Origin of the sequence: Sphingopyxis sp. MG (genome assembly GCF_002953155.1) — a bacterium.
Taxonomy (GTDB): Bacteria; Pseudomonadota; Alphaproteobacteria; order Sphingomonadales; family Sphingomonadaceae; genus Sphingopyxis; species Sphingopyxis granuli.
In genome coordinates this window covers 2,368,228-2,385,329 of sequence record NZ_CP026381.1, presented here as the reverse complement: position 1 = coordinate 2,385,329, position 17,102 = coordinate 2,368,228, and the positions used below count along the sequence as shown (strand labels likewise).

Below are 17,102 nucleotides of genomic sequence, written 5' to 3'. Positions count from 1 at the left end.
GGGGCCGCGCGACGCCGGGGACGCCGACTAATCGCCCTTGCGAGGCAAGTCAACACCTGTTGATTTATTCGCGGAATGCTTTAGGGGCGGCGTCATGGTGAGGACCACACCCATAAGGAAACGCAACCCCGTCGCGACGCGCGCGACGATATTGGCCGCGGCGCACCAGCGCTTCGTGCGCGAAAGCTATGACGGCGTCGGGCTGCGCGACATTGCCAGCGACGCCGGGGTCGATGTCGCGCTGATCGGCCGCTATTTCGGCAGCAAGGAGGGCCTGTTCCGCGAAGTCGTCTTCGCCGACAAGGAAGCCGACCTGTTCCGTGAACCGAAGAGCGCCGCCGACCTGCCAGCCTTCCTCGCCCAGCTCGTTGCCGAGGATGCCGACGAGGATCGGCAGCATCGGATGGAAATGTTCATCATCATGCTGCGCTCCGCTTCCTCGCCCAAGGCGGGGGAGATCATCCGCGACCTCGTCCATCTCGACGTGCTCGGCCCGCTGGCGGAGCTGATCGGCAAGGACGGCGAACTGCGCGCCAACATGCTGCTGTCGATCCTGATCGGGATCGGCGTGCTGCGAAGCATCATGCGCGTCGATGCGCTGTCGCTCGACGACGGCGACCGGGCCGAATGCACCGAACGCTTTCGCTGCCTGTTCGAAGCCGCGCTGACCTGCTGACGCGCGGGACGAAGCGGATTACCGCTTCGCCTCTGCCGCGGCGGGACCGTAGAGCAGGCCGTTGAACAGGAATTTGAAGGTGCCGTGCGATTGCGCGCGCTGGGCGACCTCCGGCCCCATCAGGAACATCTTTCCGCGGCCAAGGCTGATGTCAGCCACCGCGATCGTGCCGGCCAGCCTTTCCTCGCCGATGGCCCAGCCGCTGCGCAGCGGGTTGCGATCCTCGAACCAGGCGACCTTGCCGTAATCCGTGGCGCCGGGCGCCGGGGTGAAGGTTTGCGAGCGGTTGAAGAAGATGTCGACCGCCTCGGGCAGGCCGTATCCCAGCGGTTGCCGGTTATCGACGCGCGCGCGCAGGATCGACCCGGGAATATAGAAGCTCTTGGTGTCGAGCGCCTTGCGCTCACCGCCGACCTGCCGCACCAGCGCCGGGGCGAGCGGCACCGACAGAAGGTCGGTGAACCGTCCCGCGTTGCCGATCGCGACGACGGTTCCGCCGCCGCGGATAAAGCCGTCGATGGCGGGCGCGATCCGCTCGTCCGAGAGTGTTCCCAGCGTGGCGCGATATTCGGGCGGCGTGTCCTGTTCGGACGGCTGTTTGCCCGCCCGGTCGGTTCCCCACGCCCCCTTCGGCGGCAGCGCGCCATCGGTGAACAGGATCACGTCGAAATCGCGCGCGAGGTTTCCGGCCTCGAGTCGCCTGGGATAGACGGGCTGGAAATCGAACTCGAACTGTTCGAGCAGCCAGCGGGTCCAGCCCGCCGACATCAGCCCGCCATACCGGTCGACGAGGCCGATGCGCACCGGCTTCAGCGGCAGGAGTCCCGCCTCGGGCGCCCGGTCGCTGGCGATCGCGACCAGCCCCAACTCGCGGACGGCCCGCTCGATGACCGGCGTTGCCCTGGGCGAGGCCGGGATCCAGATCGCGCCGGGCCGCAGCGCGTGACCGTTCGCGGTGACCGGCGCGTCGATCCACGCCGGCTTTGCCCCCGCCTTGAGCAGACGGTTGGTCAGGATGAAACTGTTGTTCGTTTCGTGGCCGACGATCCAGCCGGCCTTGCCCTGTCCCTCGATGCGGCCGGGGGGCGGGGACAACAGATCGGGCACGCGCGCGAACGTCCCCTCGATGCCGTCGAGGATGCGGTCGAACCCGATCCCCATCTGATAGGCGAGCGTATAGCCGGTGATGTCGTAGGGCGCCTTCGGCGGACCGCCGGGATATTCGGCGTCGTGCGGATGGTCCTGCGGCTCGAACATGTCGAGGATATGCGGGCGATAGGCCTGCGCGGTGCGCACGATATAGGAGCCCGCCGGATAGGTGTTGCCCCCCGCCGTGAACGGCGCGGCGGCCTGCTCGACATCGACGCCGTTCTTGATCAGCGCATTGAGGAAGGCGACCGCGGTTGGCATGTCGGCCTGTCCCGCCGGGATCACATAGGCGCGCGGATCGCGCTCCTCGGGCCGCTGCGTCAGGGCGGTATAGAGCGCCGGGTCGACCTTCTTCGCGCTGCCCGGGCGCGCGTCCTTCTGGTCCAGTGGTGCGGCGTCGGCGAGGCGCTGGACCTTGGTCGGCGTCATCGTCCAGCTGTCCCTGCTGCCCTTCTCGATGCTGTTCGCCCCCATCCGCCAGATGTTGAAGAGCAGCCGCTCGCGATTGCGCGACGCATAGTCGATGACCGCCCGGTTGAGCGTCCATTGATAGTCGAGCGAATCCTGCAGATGCCAGGCGCGCGGCGCGATCGGCATCATCTCGTCGCCGCGCGGCAATTGCGTCGCGGGGACCAGCGGTATCTTCGTCGGCGTCGGGCCGCCGATGATCTCAGTCAGCAGGCCGATGCTGTTGTGGAAATAGGAGACCGAGCGCTCCATGCCGTTGTGCCACGTCGAATAGGGCGCCGCGCTGCGCGTGCCCGATCCCGCCTTGCCCTCTGCGATCAGGCGCGAATGCATGGCGAAGCCGACCTCGTTCAGCATCGCCATCACGATCGGATCATAGTTGAAGTTGAAGGGGTCGCGGAACGGCGGCACGAACACCACCATCCCCTCGGGGCCGGTCTGGTGCTGGTTGTAGACGATCTGCGGATACCATTGGCGGAACAGGACGCGGTTGACGTTCTCGGTCTCCGGCATCGCCGCCATGAAGCTGTCGCGGTTGTTATCGTGACCGACATATTTCTGGTAGAGCCGCGGCAGCGTCGCATACTCGCGCTTTGCCGGGTCGGCGTGGCGCATGTACCAGTTGCTGACCAGTTCCATCCCGTCGGGATTGTCGTGTGCGAACAGGATGATGCAGTCGTCGAGCATGCGCAGCGTTTCGGGATCGGACTGGCTGAGCATGCGGTGGATGATCTGAATCTGCCCCTGCGACGTCACCGTCTCGGTGGCATGGAGACCGGCGTCGATCCACACGACGGCCTTGCCGCGCGCCGCCAGCCGGTGCGCCTCGGCCTCGTCGATGCCCTCCGCCTTTGCCAGCCTTCGCGCAATGTCCCGATATTCGTCGAGCCGCGCGAGGTTGGCGGGGGAGGAGACGACCGCCATCCACTGGGTACGACCTTCGGCGGTCTTGCCGATGTCGACCAGCTTCATCCGGTCCGTCTCGCCGGCGAGGCGCTTCAGATAGGCCTCATATTCGCTGTAGTTCGCGAGATAATAGTCGCTTCCCGGCGACTGCTTGAAGAAATCGGCCGGCGCGGTGACGGTGGCGGTCGCGGTGCCCGCTTCGGCGGCCTGCTGCGCGAGCGTAGATCCCATCGGCAGCGTTGCCGCGAACAGGGCTGCGGCGATGGCGACCGAAGGATGATGGCGCATGAACGACTCCGGTTAAACTGATGGCGGGCGAAGGTGCGACCGGCGGGATGCCGTATCGCTGGTGCCGGCTGTCGGACTCGAACCGACGACCTACCGCTTACAAGGCGGTTGCTCTACCAACTGAGCTAAGCCGGCACGCGGCGTTTCGCCCTTTGCTTCAAATGATGCCGAAGGTCCAGCCTTCGGTGCGTGCGACGGCATCGGTCAGCGGGGTGGGGGACCAGGGGGCGGCGTCCGGCGCGATCGCGCGCAGCCAGGCGGCGGTGAGCAGCGCGTCGCTCGTATGGTCGCTGATCGGGCCGACGAAGCCCGCGGGCGGCGACCCCAGCGCCGCGAGCGCGGCATCGAGTGTGGTGCCGTCGCGAATCTTGCTGCGTCCCGGCGCCATGCCCGCCGCGCGCGCGGCGAGGCTGGTATAGATTTCGACGAGCAGCGGACCGTGCGCGGGCACCGGATCGACCGGCCACAGCGGCAGGCGGCCGGCGAGACGATGGAGCAGGCGCATGCCGCTGAGGCTCGCCTTGCCGACCTGTGCCGCGCCGACGAGGTTGAAGTTGCTGACGCTCGCCGCCTGGCGCGTCGCGCGCTGGTGATGCTCGACGATGCGCAGCCGGCCGGCGCCGGGCTCGAACAGATCGCCGACCTCGCCCCCCGGGTGTCGGAAATGACGCCGCGCCTCTGGGTGAGCCAGGAAGCCGCCCGCTTCGTGATGTGGATCGCCCGCCGCCAGCCGCTCGACGAGCGCCCAAAGGTCGCGAATCCGGTCCGGGCTGTCGCGCCAGCCGGGAAAATAGGCGTCGCGGTCGGCGAAGGCGAAGGCGGCCGAGAAATCGAAACCGATCAGCATGTCCGCGTCCGCGGCCAGCAGCGATTCGAGCCATGCGAGCACTTCGCCCCGCGACCAGACATGACCGGGACGGACCAGCCGCGGCGCCGCCGCGCCGCTCGCTACCGCCAGCGCGATCCCCTTGTGCCGCGCGCCGCGGGCGCCCGACCAGTCGATGGCGGCGAAATGGGAAAAGCGGCGCATGCGCCTTCATAGAATTATCTCATTCCTTGCACAAAGCGCGCGGGCGTCCCACATGCACGCCATGCTGATCGAAACCGAATCGACGCCCAACCCCGCGACGCTCAAATTCCTGCCCGGCCGGCCGGTGATGGACATGGGAACCCGCGACTTCGCCAGTCCCGAGGAAGCCGAAGCGTCGCCGCTCGCCACCGCGTTGTTCGCGCTCGGCGACGTGACCGGTGTCTTCTTCGGCCGCGACTTCATTTCGGTGACGATCGCGCCCGGTGCCGCATGGGGCGATGTGAAGCCCGACGTGCTGGGCATCATGGTCGATCATTTCCTGGCCGACATGCCCCTGTTCCATCCCCCGAGCGCCACGGGCATCGCGGTTCCGGCGGAGGAAGAGGAAGGCGGGTTCGCCGACGACCCAGCCGATGCCGACATCGTCGCGCAGATCAGGGAGTTGATCGAGACCCGCGTCCGCCCCGCGGTCGCCAACGACGGCGGCGACATCATCTATCGCGGGTTCGACAAGGGGAATGTCTATCTGAAGATGCAGGGTGCCTGTTCGGGCTGTCCGTCTTCGACCGCGACGCTCAAGAACGGGATCGAGACGCTGCTAAAGCATTATGTTCCCGAAGTGACGGCGGTTCACGCCATCTGAATCCAGCCACAGGAGTATCCCGATGAGCGAGCCGCTTGCCGACAGCGCCCTCGACCAGCTTTTTCGTGCCGCGCGCACCTATAACTTTTATCTCGACCGGCCGGTGTCGGAGGATCAGCTGCGCGCCATCTGGGACCTGATGAAATATGGCCCGACGAGCGCGAACAGCCTGCCGGCGCGGATCGTCTGGTGCGTGTCGGACGCGGCGAAGCAGAAGCTGGCGGCGCTCGCCATGCCGGCCAATGCCGAGAAGATATTGAAGGCGCCGGTCACCGCGATCATCGCGATGGACCATGAATTCTACGAGCATCTGCCCGAACTGTTCCCGCACACCGACGCGCGGAGCTGGTTCGTCGGCAATGCGGCGCTGGCGCAGACGACGGCGTTCCGCAACGCAAGCCTGCAGGGTGCCTATTTCATCATGGCGGCCCGCGCGCTCGGGCTCGATACCGGCCCGATGTCGGGCTTCGATAATGCGGGGGTCGACGCGGCCTTCTTTGCCGATACGCCGAACGTGAAGAGCAATTTCATTGCGACGCTGGGCTATGGCGATCCGGCGAGCATCTTCGAGCGCAGCCCGCGGCCCGATTTCGGCCGCTTCAATCGCATCGCCTGACCGCGCGCGGCATCGATGCGGCGCCTGGTCATCGATTCGGCGAGCGAAGCCTGCTCGGCGGCGCTGCTGGACGGGGAGCGGGTCGTCGATTTCCGGCATGAAATCATCCGGCGTGGCCATGCCGAACGGCTGGTGCCGCTGATCGCCGAACTGACGGACGGCGGCCGCGCCGACGCGATCGCGGTCGGCTGCGGCCCGGGCAGCTTCGCGGGCGTGCGCATCGGCGTCGCCGCGGCGCGCGCGCTGGCGCTCGGCTGGCGCATCCCGGTGCAGGGCTTTTCGACATTGGCGCTGGTCGCGGCAGGGGCGGCGGAAGCGGTCGCGGTGGCGGACGGCGCGCTGGTGGTGATGGAAGGCGGGCACGGCCAATGGTTCGTGCAGCCCTTCGGCGCCGATCTCACGCCCCGCGCTCCGGTGCGCTCGCTGCTGCCCGACGAGGCGGCCACGTTCGATGCGGCGCTGGCGGTCGGTAACCGCGCCGAAGCCTTTGTCGCGCGGCGCGGGTCGGGCCGGGCGCTGCCGATGCTGCCCGACGCCCGCCATGCCGCCGCGTTACCCCCCGCCGCCTTTTTCGCCGATCCCAGCCCGATCTATGGCCGCGACCCCGATGCGAAACCGATGGTGACGCGATGATGGGGGGTCTGCGCCTCGCGCCGGCTAAAATCGCCGACATCGGCGCGGTGATGCGTGTGATGGAGGCGGCGTTCGATCCGGCCTATGGCGAAGCATGGAGCAGCGCGCAGATGCTCACGCTGTTCGCGCTGCCGTCGGCGCGCGTCGCGCTCGCCTGGGACGGGGAGGTGCCCTGCGGCTTCTATGCCGCGCGCGTCGCGGGCCCCGAAAGCGAATTGCTGCTGCTCGCCGTCGTGCCCGACCGGCGCGGGCGCGGAATCGGCGCACGCCTGATCGACGACTGGCGGCAATGGGCGTCGGATCAGGGCGTGTCCGACTATTTCCTCGAAATGCGTGCCGACAATGACGCTGTTCATCTTTACACCCGCGCCGGCTTTTCTGAATGTGGCAGGCGAAATGCCTATTATAGAGGCGGCGATGGATTGGTCCGCGATGCGATTACCATGCGGCGATCGGACATAGCCGAAGAATAGATACGATTCGTCTTGCGACGGAACGATCCCGATGCCACTATAGGCATCGGGACGCAGAGATATACTATGAGGCATTCCTGCCTCCGGTTCATACGATAAGGAACAAGCTCATGTCGGATCAGGCCGATACCAATGAAATGCTCGTGACGCTGACCGCCGACATCGTCGCGGCACATGTCAGCAACAACAGCGTCGCGATTTCGGACCTTGCGATGCTGATCAATAATGTCCACGCCGCGTTGTCGGGGCTCGGCACCCAACCGGAGCCCGAGGAAAAGCCGGTCCCGGCGGTGTCGATCCGCGCGTCGGTGAAGCCCGACCATATCGTCTGCCTGGAGGACGGCCGGAAGCTGAAGATGCTGCGCCGCCACCTGATGACGCATTACGGCATGACCCCCGACGATTATCGCGCCAAGTGGGGCCTGCCCGCCGACTATCCGATGGTCGCCCCCAGCTATGCCGAGAAGCGGCGCGCGCTCGCGAAGGAGATCGGCCTCGGCACCAAGGGGCGCGGCGGCGGTCGCAAGCGCAAGAAAGCCTGAATTTTAGCGCCGGCGGAAAGGAAGGGGGCGACGACCGCAAGGCCGCCGCCCTTGTCCTATCGGCCGGGCGACCCTATACAGTCGGCATAAGAACAGGCACGGCTGCTTCTTGCAGGAAAGGCTCCCATGTCCGGTACGATCGATCTTGAGGCCCTGTGCCACGAAAAGGGTCTGCGCATCACCGAGCAGCGCCGGATCATCGCCCGCGTGATTTCGGATTCGGAGGATCATCCCGACGTCGAAACGCTGTACGAGCGCGCGTCGAAGATCGACAGCGGCATCTCGATCGCCACCGTCTATCGCACCGTCCGCCTGTTCGAGGAGGCCGGGATTCTCGACCGCCACGATTTCGGCGACGGCCGGTCGCGCTACGAGGCGGCGCCCGAGGCGCATCACGACCATCTGATCGATGTCGAGACCGGCCGGGTCATCGAGTTCGTCGATCCCGAGCTGGAGGCGTTGCAGAAGGTGATCGCCGAGCGGCTCGGCTATCGCCTCGTCGATCACCGGATGGAGCTTTATGGCGTCGCCATCGATCGCAAGCGCGACTGATCGCGCTCCGGTCACCTGGCGCACGGTCTGCCGGCTGGCGCTGATGGTGGTAGTGCTGCTGTTCCTGATCGTTCCGCATCTTTGCTATCGCGCGGTGGGGCGGCCGTCGCCGATGGTCATGGCCTTCCTGAACACCGCGGGCTGGATCGCGGGGCTGCGCATCCGCACCACCGGCACCCGCCTGCGCCGCGACGTGCTGTTCGTGTCGAACCATGTGAGCTGGCTCGACATATTGGCGCTGGGCGGCGCCGCGCGGTCGGCCTTCGTGTCGAAGGCGGAGGTGGAGACGACGCCGCTGGTCGGCTGGCTCGCCGACCAGAATCACACCGTCTATATCCAGCGCGAGGCGAAGCGCGAGATCCACAACCAGACGAACGCGCTGCGCAGCGCATTGGCGCAGGGAAGGCCGGTGACGCTGTTTCCCGAGGGGACGACGGGGCCGGGCGATGGCCTGCTGCCCTTCCGTCCCTCGCTGCTCCAGGCCGTCATCCCGACGCCGCCGCGGCTTCAGGTCCAGCCGGTGTTCCTCGATTATGGCGAGGAAGCGCCCGACATCGCGTGGCTGGACCCCGAATCGGGGCTCGACAATTTCAAGCGGATGCTCGCGCGGCGGCGCCAGGTTGCGCTGACCATCCACTATCTCGATCCGCTGCCCGACGAGATGGAGAGCGACCGCAAGCTGCTGGCCGAGGCGGCGCGCAGCGCGATCGTCGCGTGCATGGAAACGGCGCGCCCTTCCGCGACGGCACGGCATCGCCTATAGCGCGCCGATGACATTCGACTCTCCCGCCCGCAAGCCTGTCCCGGGTCCCGGCAAGACCTTTCGCGTCAAATCCTTCGGTTGCCAGATGAACGTCTATGACGGCGAACGCATGGCCGAGATGCTGGAGGCCGGGGGCTATGCCGCCGCCGCCGAGGGTGCCGACGCCGACCTCGTCGTCCTCAACACCTGCCACATCCGCGAAAAGGCGGCCGAGAAGGTTTATTCGGACATCGGCCGGCTGAAGCGCGAGGACGGCAGCCGTCCGACGATCGCGGTCGCGGGCTGCGTCGCGCAGGCCGAAGGGGCGGAGATCGCGCGCCGCGCGCCGAGCGTCGATGTCGTCGTCGGTCCGCAAGCCTATCACCGCCTGCCCGACCTGATCGCCCGCGCCCAACGGGGCGAGAAGGCGATCGACCTCGACATGCCGCTCGACAGCAAGTTCGGCGCGCTGCCGAAGCGCGCCGGCGGCCAGCGCCCGACCGCTTTCCTGACCGTGCAGGAGGGTTGCGACAAATTCTGCACCTATTGCGTCGTGCCCTACACGCGCGGCGCCGAGACGAGCCGGCCCTTCGCGGACCTGATCGCCGAAGCGCGCGCGCTGGTCGCGGGCGGGGTGCGGGAGATCACGCTGCTTGGCCAGAATGTCAACGCGTGGGACGGCGAGGACGAGCGGGGGCGCGCGATCGGGCTCGACGGGCTGATCCGCGAACTGGCGAAGGAGGACGGGCTCGAACGCATCCGCTATACGACCAGCCATCCGAACGACATGACCGACGGGCTGATCGCCGCGCATGGCGAGGTCGACAAGCTGATGCCCTTTCTCCACCTGCCGGTGCAGGCGGGCAGCGATCGCATCCTCGCGGCGATGAACCGCAGCCATAGCGTCGAATCCTATTTGCGGGTCATCGAGCGCGTCCGCGCCGCGCGGCCCGACATCGCGATCTCCGGCGACTTCATCGTCGGCTTTCCGGGCGAGAGCGAAGCGGATTTCGAGGCGACACTCGCCATCGTCCGCTCCACGCAATATGCGATGGCCTACAGCTTCAAATATTCGCGCCGTCCCGGCACCCCCGCCGCGACGATGGACGGACAGGTCGAAGAGGGGGTGATGAACGACCGGCTCCAGCGGCTTCAGGCGCTGCTCAACGAACAGCAGCAGGCGTTCAACGAGCGGACGGTGGGGCGGGCGACGCGCCTGCTCCTCGAACGTCGCGGCAAGCATGACGGCCAGCTCATCGGCAAGTCGCCCTGGCTCCAGTCGGTGCACGTCACCGCGCCGGGGCTCGCGATCGGCGACATGGTCGAGGTGCGGATCACGTCCGCCGGTCCCAACAGCCTGGGGGCCGAACCTTTGATGGAAGCCGTCGCCTAGTGGCGGCGCTGTGGCCGTTTTCTGTATGGGTCCCCGCGAAGGCGGGGACCCAGAGCGGCCTTGCGCGTTTCTTCGCCGGGTCCCCGCCTTCGCGGGGACACAAGTCGCATTAAACCAAGGAGTCCTGCCCACGTGTCCAAACGCCCGCTGACCGCCGCAACGCCCGCCGAACCCGGCGACCGCGTCCGATTGACGGCGGAGTTCGAGCGGACACAATTGTTGGGCATCCTCTTCGGCGAGTTCGACCGCAATCTCGTCGCGATCGAGAACCGGCTCGGCGTCTATATCTCGGCGCGCGGCAACCGGGTGCAGATCGAGGGGGAGGCCGAGGCCGCGGCGCGGGCGCGCGACGTGCTCACTGAACTCTATGGCCGGATCGAGCGTGGCGAGGAGATCGACGTCGGGCTGGTCGACGCGGTGATCGCGATGACCGCGCAGCCGACGCTCGACGGCATCATCCGCCACGAAGCGGCGGAGGCGCCGGCGGTGATGATCCGCACGCGCAAGAAGACGATCGTCCCGCGCGCGCCGTCGCAGGTCCCCTATATGCAGGCGCTGGCGCGCGACGACGTGATCTTCGCGCTTGGTCCGGCGGGCACCGGCAAGACCTATCTCGCGGTCGCGCAGGCGGTCGCGCAGCTCATCACCGGCAGCGTCCAGCGCCTGATCCTGTCGCGCCCCGCGGTCGAGGCGGGCGAGAAGCTCGGCTTCCTGCCCGGCGACATGAAGGAAAAGGTCGATCCCTATCTGCGCCCGCTCTACGACGCGCTCCACGACTGCCTGCCCGCCGAGCAGGTCGAGCGCCGGATCGCGAGCGGCGAGATCGAGATCGCGCCGCTCGCCTTCATGCGCGGCCGCACGCTCGCCGACGCCTTCATCATCCTCGACGAGGCGCAGAACACCACCATCCCGCAGATGAAGATGTTCCTGACGCGCTTCGGCATGAACAGCCGCATGGTGATTTGCGGCGACCCCAAGCAGGTCGACCTGCCCGCACCCGCGACGTCCGGGCTGGCCGACGCGGTCGCGCGGCTCGAAGGGATCGAGGGGATCAACGTCAGCCGCTTCACCGCCGCCGACGTCGTCCGCCACCCGATCGTCGGGCGGATCGTCGAGGCCTATGAGGGACCGGGGGCTTAGGGCCGATCAGCATTCCGCTCTGACGGTCTTCCGGTGCTCGCGGCTGGGTGTCCCCGCGCAGGCGGGGGGGCATTCTGACACCGGCGCAGCCGTTTCGCCGCTCTGGGCTCCCTCCTTCGCGGGAGCACGTGGATTTTCACGCAAAGGCGATTCGTCTTTTCAATGATTGCGGAATTCGTCCTCGCTGCCTTGGCGAGCTTGCTCCCTTTCTCGGCATGGCGGCGCGGCCTGCCGCATGGCTTTCAACGAAAGCCGCGCATATCCGAAAAGCGAAAGAGCCATGCGAAGGCTGGCACGCCGCGATATTTTAGGAAAGTCCTTTCAGATCGCCCCGAACCGCGGAGACGGCCGCGGGTCTTTCCGCCTGCTCCCCACAATATTACGCAAACGATTCTCAATATCATTCTTGACCCTGTGATCGGCCGCCTCTAGGGCAACACTATTGCGAATCAATCGCAATCATTCAGGGGAAGAGAATTGATCAGCCACCGCCCGTCATCCGCTGCCCGTCTCGCCGCCGGCGCGGCGCTCGGTCTCGCGCTCGCCGTCACGGCGGCGCCCGCGGTCGCGCAGGACAATGACGGCGCCTATTGGCTCGCGCGCAAGAATCATATCGTCGTCACTGCAACGCGCATCGCGACGAAGGCGGAGGATGTTCCGGCCACCGTCACCGTCAAGACCGACGAGCAGATGGCCGACGAACTCGTCACCGACATCCGCGACCTCGTCCGCTTCGAACCCGGCGTCAGCGTCCAGCGCCAGCCCGCGCGGTTCAACGCGGCGCTCAGCGCTACGGGGCGCTCGGGCAACGACAGCTTCAACATCCGCGGCATCGGCGGCAACCGCGTCCTGATCCAGGTCGACGGCGTCCGCGTTCCCGACGGCTTCAGTTTCGGCGCGCAGGCGGCGGGGCGCGGCGACTATGTCGACCTGGGCCTCGTCAAGTCGGTCGAGATATTGCGCGGCCCCTCGTCGGCGCTCTACGGCAGCGACGGCCTCGCCGGCGCGGTCAGCTTCATCACCGCCGATCCGGCCGATTTCCTGGATGGTGGCAAGAGCGTCGGCGGCCTCGCTCGCGCCGCCTACAGCAGCGCCGACGAGGAGTTCAGCGAAACGCTGATCCTCGCCGGGCGTAGCGGCGACTGGTCGGCGATGGCGGCCTATACGCGGCGCGACTACAAGGAACTCGACAACAAGGGGACGGTCGGCGGCACCGGCACGGCGCGCACCGAACCCAATCCGCAGGACGGCCGCTCCGACGCGCTGCTCGGCCGCATCGTCTATGATCCCGCGAACGGCCACAAGCTGCGGCTGACCGGCGAATATCTCGACACGCGCCTGTTCACCGAGGGGCTGACCGGGCTCAGCCCGACGGTCGAGCTGCTCGAGGCGCGCGACACGGGGCAGCGCAAGCGCGTGTCGCTCGACTGGAGCTGGCAGGGCGAGGGTGCGATCGATTTCGCGCGGGTCGCCCTCTATTGGCAGGACGGCGAGGATCGGCAGTTCACCGACGAGGATCGCACCCCGGCGGTCGACCGCGAACGCCTGAACACCTTCGAAAACCGCGTGTTCGGCGCATCGGCCGACGCCCGCGCCGACTTTGCCACCGGTGCGATCACGCACCGGCTGGTGTTCGGCGGCGACATCAGCAAGACGCGTCAGCGCGGCGTGCGCGACGGGACCGTCCCGCCGATGGGCGAGGTCTTTCCGACCCGTGCCTTTCCGACCACCGACTTCACGCGCGCGGGCCTGTTCGTCGGCGACGAGATTTCGATCGCCGACGGACGGCTGATACTCTATCCGGCGTTGCGCTTCGACTGGTACGACCTGTCGCCGCGCAACGACCCGTTGCTTCCGGGCTTCACCGGCGCCGGGCAGGACGGATCGCGCCTGTCGCCCAAGTTCGGGGCGGTGTGGAAGATCACCGACGAGGTGCGGCTGTTCGCCAACTATGCGACCGGCTTCAAGGCACCGGAGCCGGGCGAAGTGAACCAGTTCTTCGAGAATCTGGCTTTCGGCTACACCTCGGCGCCGAACCCCGACCTGGGACCCGAGCGCAGCGAGAGCTTCGAAGGCGGCGTGCGTTTCTCAAGCGACCATGTCAGCCTCGACGTCACCGCCTTTTCGGCGCGCTACAAGGATTTCATCAGTCAGGAAGATGTGGGGGGCAGCGGCACCGCGGCCGACCCGACCATATTCCAGTTCGTCAATCTCGATCGCGTCAGGGTCAAGGGGGCCGAGGCGCGGTTCGAGGGGCGGGCGTCGTCCGGCCTATATACGACGCTCGCCCTATCCTATGCCAAGGGCGACGTGATCGACCCGTCTGGCGCCCGCTCGCCGCTGTCGAGCGTCGATCCGCTCAAGCTCGTCGCCGGCGTCGGCTGGCGCGAGCCGGGGCAGGGGCGCTTCGGCGGCCAGATCATCATGACGCACAGCGCCCGCAAGGAAGCATCGCGCGCCGCGGGTGTCTGTTCCACCGAATGTTTCCGCCCCGACGATTTCACCATCCTTGACGCGACCGCCTTCGTGCGGATCACCGACGGGCTGACGCTGCGCGGCGGCATCTTCAACATCCTCGACAGGAAATACAGCTGGTGGAGCGATGTGCGCAGCCTGGCGATGACCGCGGTTCCGCCGCCGGCGGGATCGCCGCCGGGGACGCCGCCGACCTTCGTCGCGCCCGCCAGCGCCGATGCCTATACCCAGCCCGGCCGCAACGCGAGCGTGTCGCTGAGCTATCGTTTCTGATCGTCAAACCGGAAGAAGACTGCACCATGACCCGATTTCGCCCGTTCGCCGCCGCGCTGATCCTCGCCGCCGTGCTGCCCGTCGCCGCTTCGGCGCATCCGCCGATCGCGGCCGAGGAAGCCGCCGCGAATTTCGAGCGCGACCGGGCCGACATCCTGGCGATGGCGGGCAATTATCACGTCGGCTTCAACATGCAGGAATCGACGCGCTGGGACCCCACCTACGAGGTGCTGGAACCGAAGCGGTCGGGGGGCAACGAGGTCGTCCGGGTGATCGAGGACACGGGGCGCCGGATCGTGCTCCAGCACATGCTCGTCATCACCGACGACAACGACAAGACCTTCGTCATCAAGCATTGGCGGCAGGATTGGGAATATGAACCGGCGCGGGTGCTCGTCTATGCCGACTGCAACCGCTGGCAATGGGAGGATGTTCCCGAGAAGATGCGCACCGGCCGCTGGTCGCAGACGGTGTGGCAGGTCGACGACAGCCCGCGCTATGGCGGCTGGGGCCAGTTGGAGACGCAGGCCGGCATCCGCCGCTGGCGCTCCAACTGGACGTGGCGCCCGCTCGCGCGCCGCGACGCGGTCCGCAATCCCGCCTATGACCGCTATTACTCGATCAACCGCCACCAACTGTCGCCTGATGGCTGGATCCACTGGCAGGATAATACGAAGATGGGGATCAAGGGCGGCAAGCTCGTCCCGATCGTCCAGGAATATGTCCTCAACACCTATATCAAATATGACGATTACGATGTGAAGGCGGCCGACGATTATTGGGCCGCGACCAGGGATTACTGGGCCGCCGTGCGCGCCGAATGGGACCGGGTCGCGCGTGAGAAAGGCGGCATCGCCATCAAGGAACAGGCCGATACCGGCACCGTCGTCAGCGGCCGCCTGCTCGAGATCGCCGACGAGGTTCAGGAAAGGAAGCTGACCACCGCCAAGGCGATCGCCGAGGCGAAGAAGCTGATCGAGACCAACACGAAGACGCTTTGATCTCTCCCTTCACGCATGTGAAGCCCGCAACTGGGGGCGGCCCGCAAGGGCTGCCCCCGATCTTTGCCGGCTCGGTTATCCGCGCGCCGCGTCGACGCTCCAGATGCCCGCGCCGCGGGTCGCGACGAACAGGAAGAGGAAGCAATAGAGCGCGATCGTCTCGCCGCCGTTGACGATCGGGAAGATATCCTTGCTGCCGTGGACCATCCAGTATCCGACCGCCGCCATGCCGCTGGCGACGAAGGCGGCGGGGCGCGTGAACAGGCCGATGACGATCAGCCCGCCCGCGACCAGTTCGATCGCTCCCGCCGCGCTCAGCATCGGGTTGAGTGGCATCGGGAAGGCCGTCGGAAAATTGAAGAATTTCTGCACCCCGTGCGCGAGGAACATCAGCCCCGCGACGATGCGCAGCAGCGCATAGGCCTGTTCGGCGTAACCATCGAGAAATTTCATGACCAAATCCCTCCTTCGCTGTCGATGGCATGTGTTAGGTCAAGCGCGGCCCGTTGCATAGCGCCGCGCGCGCAGCCTCGAAGACGACCTTGAGCTTGCCAGGCCACGTGGCGCAGCGCGACCGAACATGGACCCGGGCTTTCGCCGGGGAGCGGCTTTACCGGGAGGGGGACCATGACGGTGCGAATGCGATTATTTTCCGCCGGCATGTCACAATGCCCGCGCGTCGCTCGTCATGTTCGTATGTTCAAGCCAAGGAGACATGCGATGACCTCTGTGACCGACCCCTTTGCCGCCGCCCCGGCCCTGATGAAGCAATGGATGAGCCTGTCGCTTGCGACGCAGGACAGCCTCGAGCCGAGCCTGATCGAACTGGTGAAGATCCGCTCGTCGATCGTCAATGGCTGCGCGAGCTGCATCAACATGCATACGGCGGAAGCGCGCGAGAAGGGCGAAAGCGAGCAGCGCCTCTATCTGCTCGCGGCATGGCGGGAGGCGCCGGTCTACACCGACCGTGAACGCGCCGCGCTCGCGTGGACCGATGCCCTGACCCGCCTGTCGCAGGACCATGCGCACGAACCCGCGCGGGAGGCGCTGGAGGCGCATTTCACGCCCGAGGAACAGGTGAAGCTGACCCTGATGATCAACGTCATCAACGGCTGGAACCGCCTCGTCGTCGGTTTCGGCCTGTGGTACGAAGGCGGCAAGGCCGTAAAGGCCGCCTGATGCCGGACGCGGGCATCTCCGGTGTGGCGGCGGCGGATGCGGCAGCAAGTTTCGACCCGCTGCGGCCGCTGCTGACCCGCGTCGCCTATCGCATGCTCGGTTCGGTCGCCGATGCCGAGGATGTGGTGCAGGATGCCTTCCTCCGCTGGCTCGGCACCGACCGCGCGGCGGTCGAGGCGCCGGCGGCGTGGCTGCGCCGCACCGTGACGCGGCTGTGCCTCGACCAGCTTAAGTCGGCGCGGCGCCAGCGCGAGACCTATATCGGACCGTGGCTGCCCGATCCGCTCGTCGAGGAAGCGGCCGACGACGATGTCACGCTGCCGCTGATGCTCGCGCTCGAACGGCTCTCCCCCCTCGAACGCGCGGCCTTCCTGCTGCACGACGTCTTTGGCGTCGGCTTCGACGAGGTCGCGGCGACGATCGGCCGCGACGCCGCCGCGACGCGCCAGCTCGCCGCGCGGGCGCGCAGGCACGTCCGCGAGGCGCGCCCGCGCTACAGGCTCGAAAGCGAGCAGGGGCTCGCGATCGCCAACGCCTTCTTCGCCGCGTCGCGCGGCGGCGACATGGAGGCGTTGGGCACGCTGCTTGCGGCGGATGTCGGGCTGTGGTCCGACGGCGGCGGCAAGCGTCCCGCGGCGATGGTGCCGGTGCTCGGCTTCGCGCATGTGATGCGGGTGCATCGCAGCCTCGCCGTGCTGTTCGCCAAACATGCCTCGACGCTGGTCCATGTCGGGACGATCAACGGATTGCCCGGCTTCGTCACCCGCGAAGCCGACGGCGAATATCAGACCACGGCGCTGGAGGTCGAGGCGGGGAAGGTCGTTGCCATCTATGTGATGCGCAACCCCGACAAGCTGAAGCATATGCATTAGGGCAGCGGGCGTTAAATCTGAACCGCTCTTTCATCCGTTCGTGCTGAGCTT

The 17,102-nt window shown here is 67.1% G+C and carries 17 protein-coding genes and 1 tRNA gene; 14 read left to right on the top strand and 4 right to left on the bottom strand.

Annotation, left to right across the window (positions count from 1 at the left end; all coding sequences use genetic code 11):
• The first annotated feature begins 94 nt into the window (after positions 1–94).
• The gene (locus tag C3E99_RS11000; protein ID WP_076076308.1) at positions 95–676 is read left to right on the top strand and encodes a TetR/AcrR family transcriptional regulator; all 582 of its coding nucleotides are present in this window, start codon (positions 95–97) and stop codon (positions 674–676) included.
• Positions 677–694: 18 nt separating this feature from the next.
• Here the strand turns inward: C3E99_RS11000 and C3E99_RS10995 are convergent, their stop codons facing one another.
• The 3 genes from C3E99_RS10995 to C3E99_RS10985 form a co-directional block, all read right to left on the bottom strand.
• Complete coding sequence (locus C3E99_RS10995; RefSeq protein WP_234002453.1) at positions 695–3,487, bottom strand: M14 family metallopeptidase; 2,793 nt, start codon at positions 3,485–3,487, stop codon at positions 695–697.
• Positions 3,488–3,546: 59 nt separating this feature from the next.
• A tRNA-Thr gene (locus C3E99_RS10990) sits at positions 3,547–3,622 on the bottom strand.
• Positions 3,623–3,644: 22 nt separating this feature from the next.
• Entirely contained in the window at positions 3,645–4,517 is an 873-nt protein-coding gene (locus C3E99_RS10985; RefSeq protein WP_076076305.1) for a hypothetical protein, read from the bottom strand.
• 61 nt (positions 4,518–4,578) lie between these two features.
• Between C3E99_RS10985 and C3E99_RS10980 the strand changes: the two genes are divergently transcribed.
• From C3E99_RS10980 to C3E99_RS10930, 11 genes are all read left to right on the top strand, one after another.
• Complete coding sequence (locus C3E99_RS10980; protein ID WP_067105461.1) at positions 4,579–5,160, top strand: NifU family protein; 582 nt, start codon at positions 4,579–4,581, stop codon at positions 5,158–5,160.
• A 22-nt stretch (positions 5,161–5,182) separates the two neighbouring features.
• Complete coding sequence (locus tag C3E99_RS10975) at positions 5,183–5,776, top strand: malonic semialdehyde reductase (RefSeq protein WP_076076303.1); 594 nt, start codon at positions 5,183–5,185, stop codon at positions 5,774–5,776.
• Between the two features lie 15 nt (positions 5,777–5,791).
• Entirely contained in the window at positions 5,792–6,409 is a 618-nt protein-coding gene (gene tsaB, locus C3E99_RS10970) for a tRNA (adenosine(37)-N6)-threonylcarbamoyltransferase complex dimerization subunit type 1 TsaB (RefSeq protein ID WP_076076300.1), read from the top strand.
• Positions 6,406–6,882: a GNAT family N-acetyltransferase gene (locus tag C3E99_RS10965; RefSeq protein WP_076076297.1), complete on the top strand. Its 477-nt coding sequence runs from the start codon at positions 6,406–6,408 to the stop codon at positions 6,880–6,882. The genes tsaB and C3E99_RS10965 overlap by 4 nt, the downstream gene beginning before the upstream one ends.
• Before the next feature lie 110 nt (positions 6,883–6,992).
• Positions 6,993–7,424, top strand: coding sequence for a MucR family transcriptional regulator (locus tag C3E99_RS10960; protein ID WP_067105392.1), 432 nt, complete (start codon positions 6,993–6,995; stop codon positions 7,422–7,424).
• A 126-nt stretch (positions 7,425–7,550) separates the two neighbouring features.
• Positions 7,551–7,976 (top strand): Fur family transcriptional regulator, encoded by a 426-nt coding sequence (locus tag C3E99_RS10955; RefSeq protein WP_067105391.1) that lies wholly within the window; start codon positions 7,551–7,553, stop codon positions 7,974–7,976.
• Complete coding sequence (locus C3E99_RS10950; RefSeq protein ID WP_076076294.1) at positions 7,945–8,739, top strand: lysophospholipid acyltransferase family protein; 795 nt, start codon at positions 7,945–7,947, stop codon at positions 8,737–8,739. Before C3E99_RS10955 ends, C3E99_RS10950 begins: the two co-directional genes overlap by 32 nt.
• A gap of 7 nt (positions 8,740–8,746) precedes the next feature.
• Complete coding sequence (miaB, locus tag C3E99_RS10945) at positions 8,747–10,111, top strand: tRNA (N6-isopentenyl adenosine(37)-C2)-methylthiotransferase MiaB (RefSeq protein WP_104959781.1); 1,365 nt, start codon at positions 8,747–8,749, stop codon at positions 10,109–10,111.
• A gap of 132 nt (positions 10,112–10,243) precedes the next feature.
• The gene (locus tag C3E99_RS10940; RefSeq protein WP_067105388.1) at positions 10,244–11,251 is read left to right on the top strand and encodes a PhoH family protein; all 1,008 of its coding nucleotides are present in this window, start codon (positions 10,244–10,246) and stop codon (positions 11,249–11,251) included.
• Positions 11,252–11,728: 477 nt separating this feature from the next.
• Positions 11,729–13,999: a TonB-dependent hemoglobin/transferrin/lactoferrin family receptor gene (locus C3E99_RS10935; RefSeq protein WP_234002452.1), complete on the top strand. Its 2,271-nt coding sequence runs from the start codon at positions 11,729–11,731 to the stop codon at positions 13,997–13,999.
• A 26-nt stretch (positions 14,000–14,025) separates the two neighbouring features.
• Positions 14,026–15,000 carry a DUF6607 family protein gene (locus C3E99_RS10930; RefSeq protein ID WP_076076285.1) on the top strand — a complete coding sequence of 325 codons (975 nt, stop codon included), beginning with the start codon at positions 14,026–14,028 and terminating at the stop codon, positions 14,998–15,000.
• A gap of 75 nt (positions 15,001–15,075) precedes the next feature.
• On the opposite strand, the gene C3E99_RS10925 is transcribed toward C3E99_RS10930, so the two are convergent.
• A complete protein-coding gene (locus tag C3E99_RS10925; RefSeq protein ID WP_067105386.1) occupies positions 15,076–15,453 on the bottom strand; it encodes a DoxX family protein in 378 nt (125 codons plus the stop codon).
• Positions 15,454–15,720: 267 nt separating this feature from the next.
• Here C3E99_RS10925 and C3E99_RS10920 point away from each other — a divergent pair, with 267 nt between their 5' ends.
• The gene (locus C3E99_RS10920) at positions 15,721–16,179 is read left to right on the top strand and encodes a carboxymuconolactone decarboxylase family protein (protein WP_076076282.1); all 459 of its coding nucleotides are present in this window, start codon (positions 15,721–15,723) and stop codon (positions 16,177–16,179) included.
• The gene (locus C3E99_RS10915; protein WP_067105384.1) at positions 16,179–17,051 is read left to right on the top strand and encodes a sigma-70 family RNA polymerase sigma factor; all 873 of its coding nucleotides are present in this window, start codon (positions 16,179–16,181) and stop codon (positions 17,049–17,051) included. The genes C3E99_RS10920 and C3E99_RS10915 overlap by 1 nt, the downstream gene beginning before the upstream one ends.
• Positions 17,052–17,102: the final 51 nt, after the last annotated feature.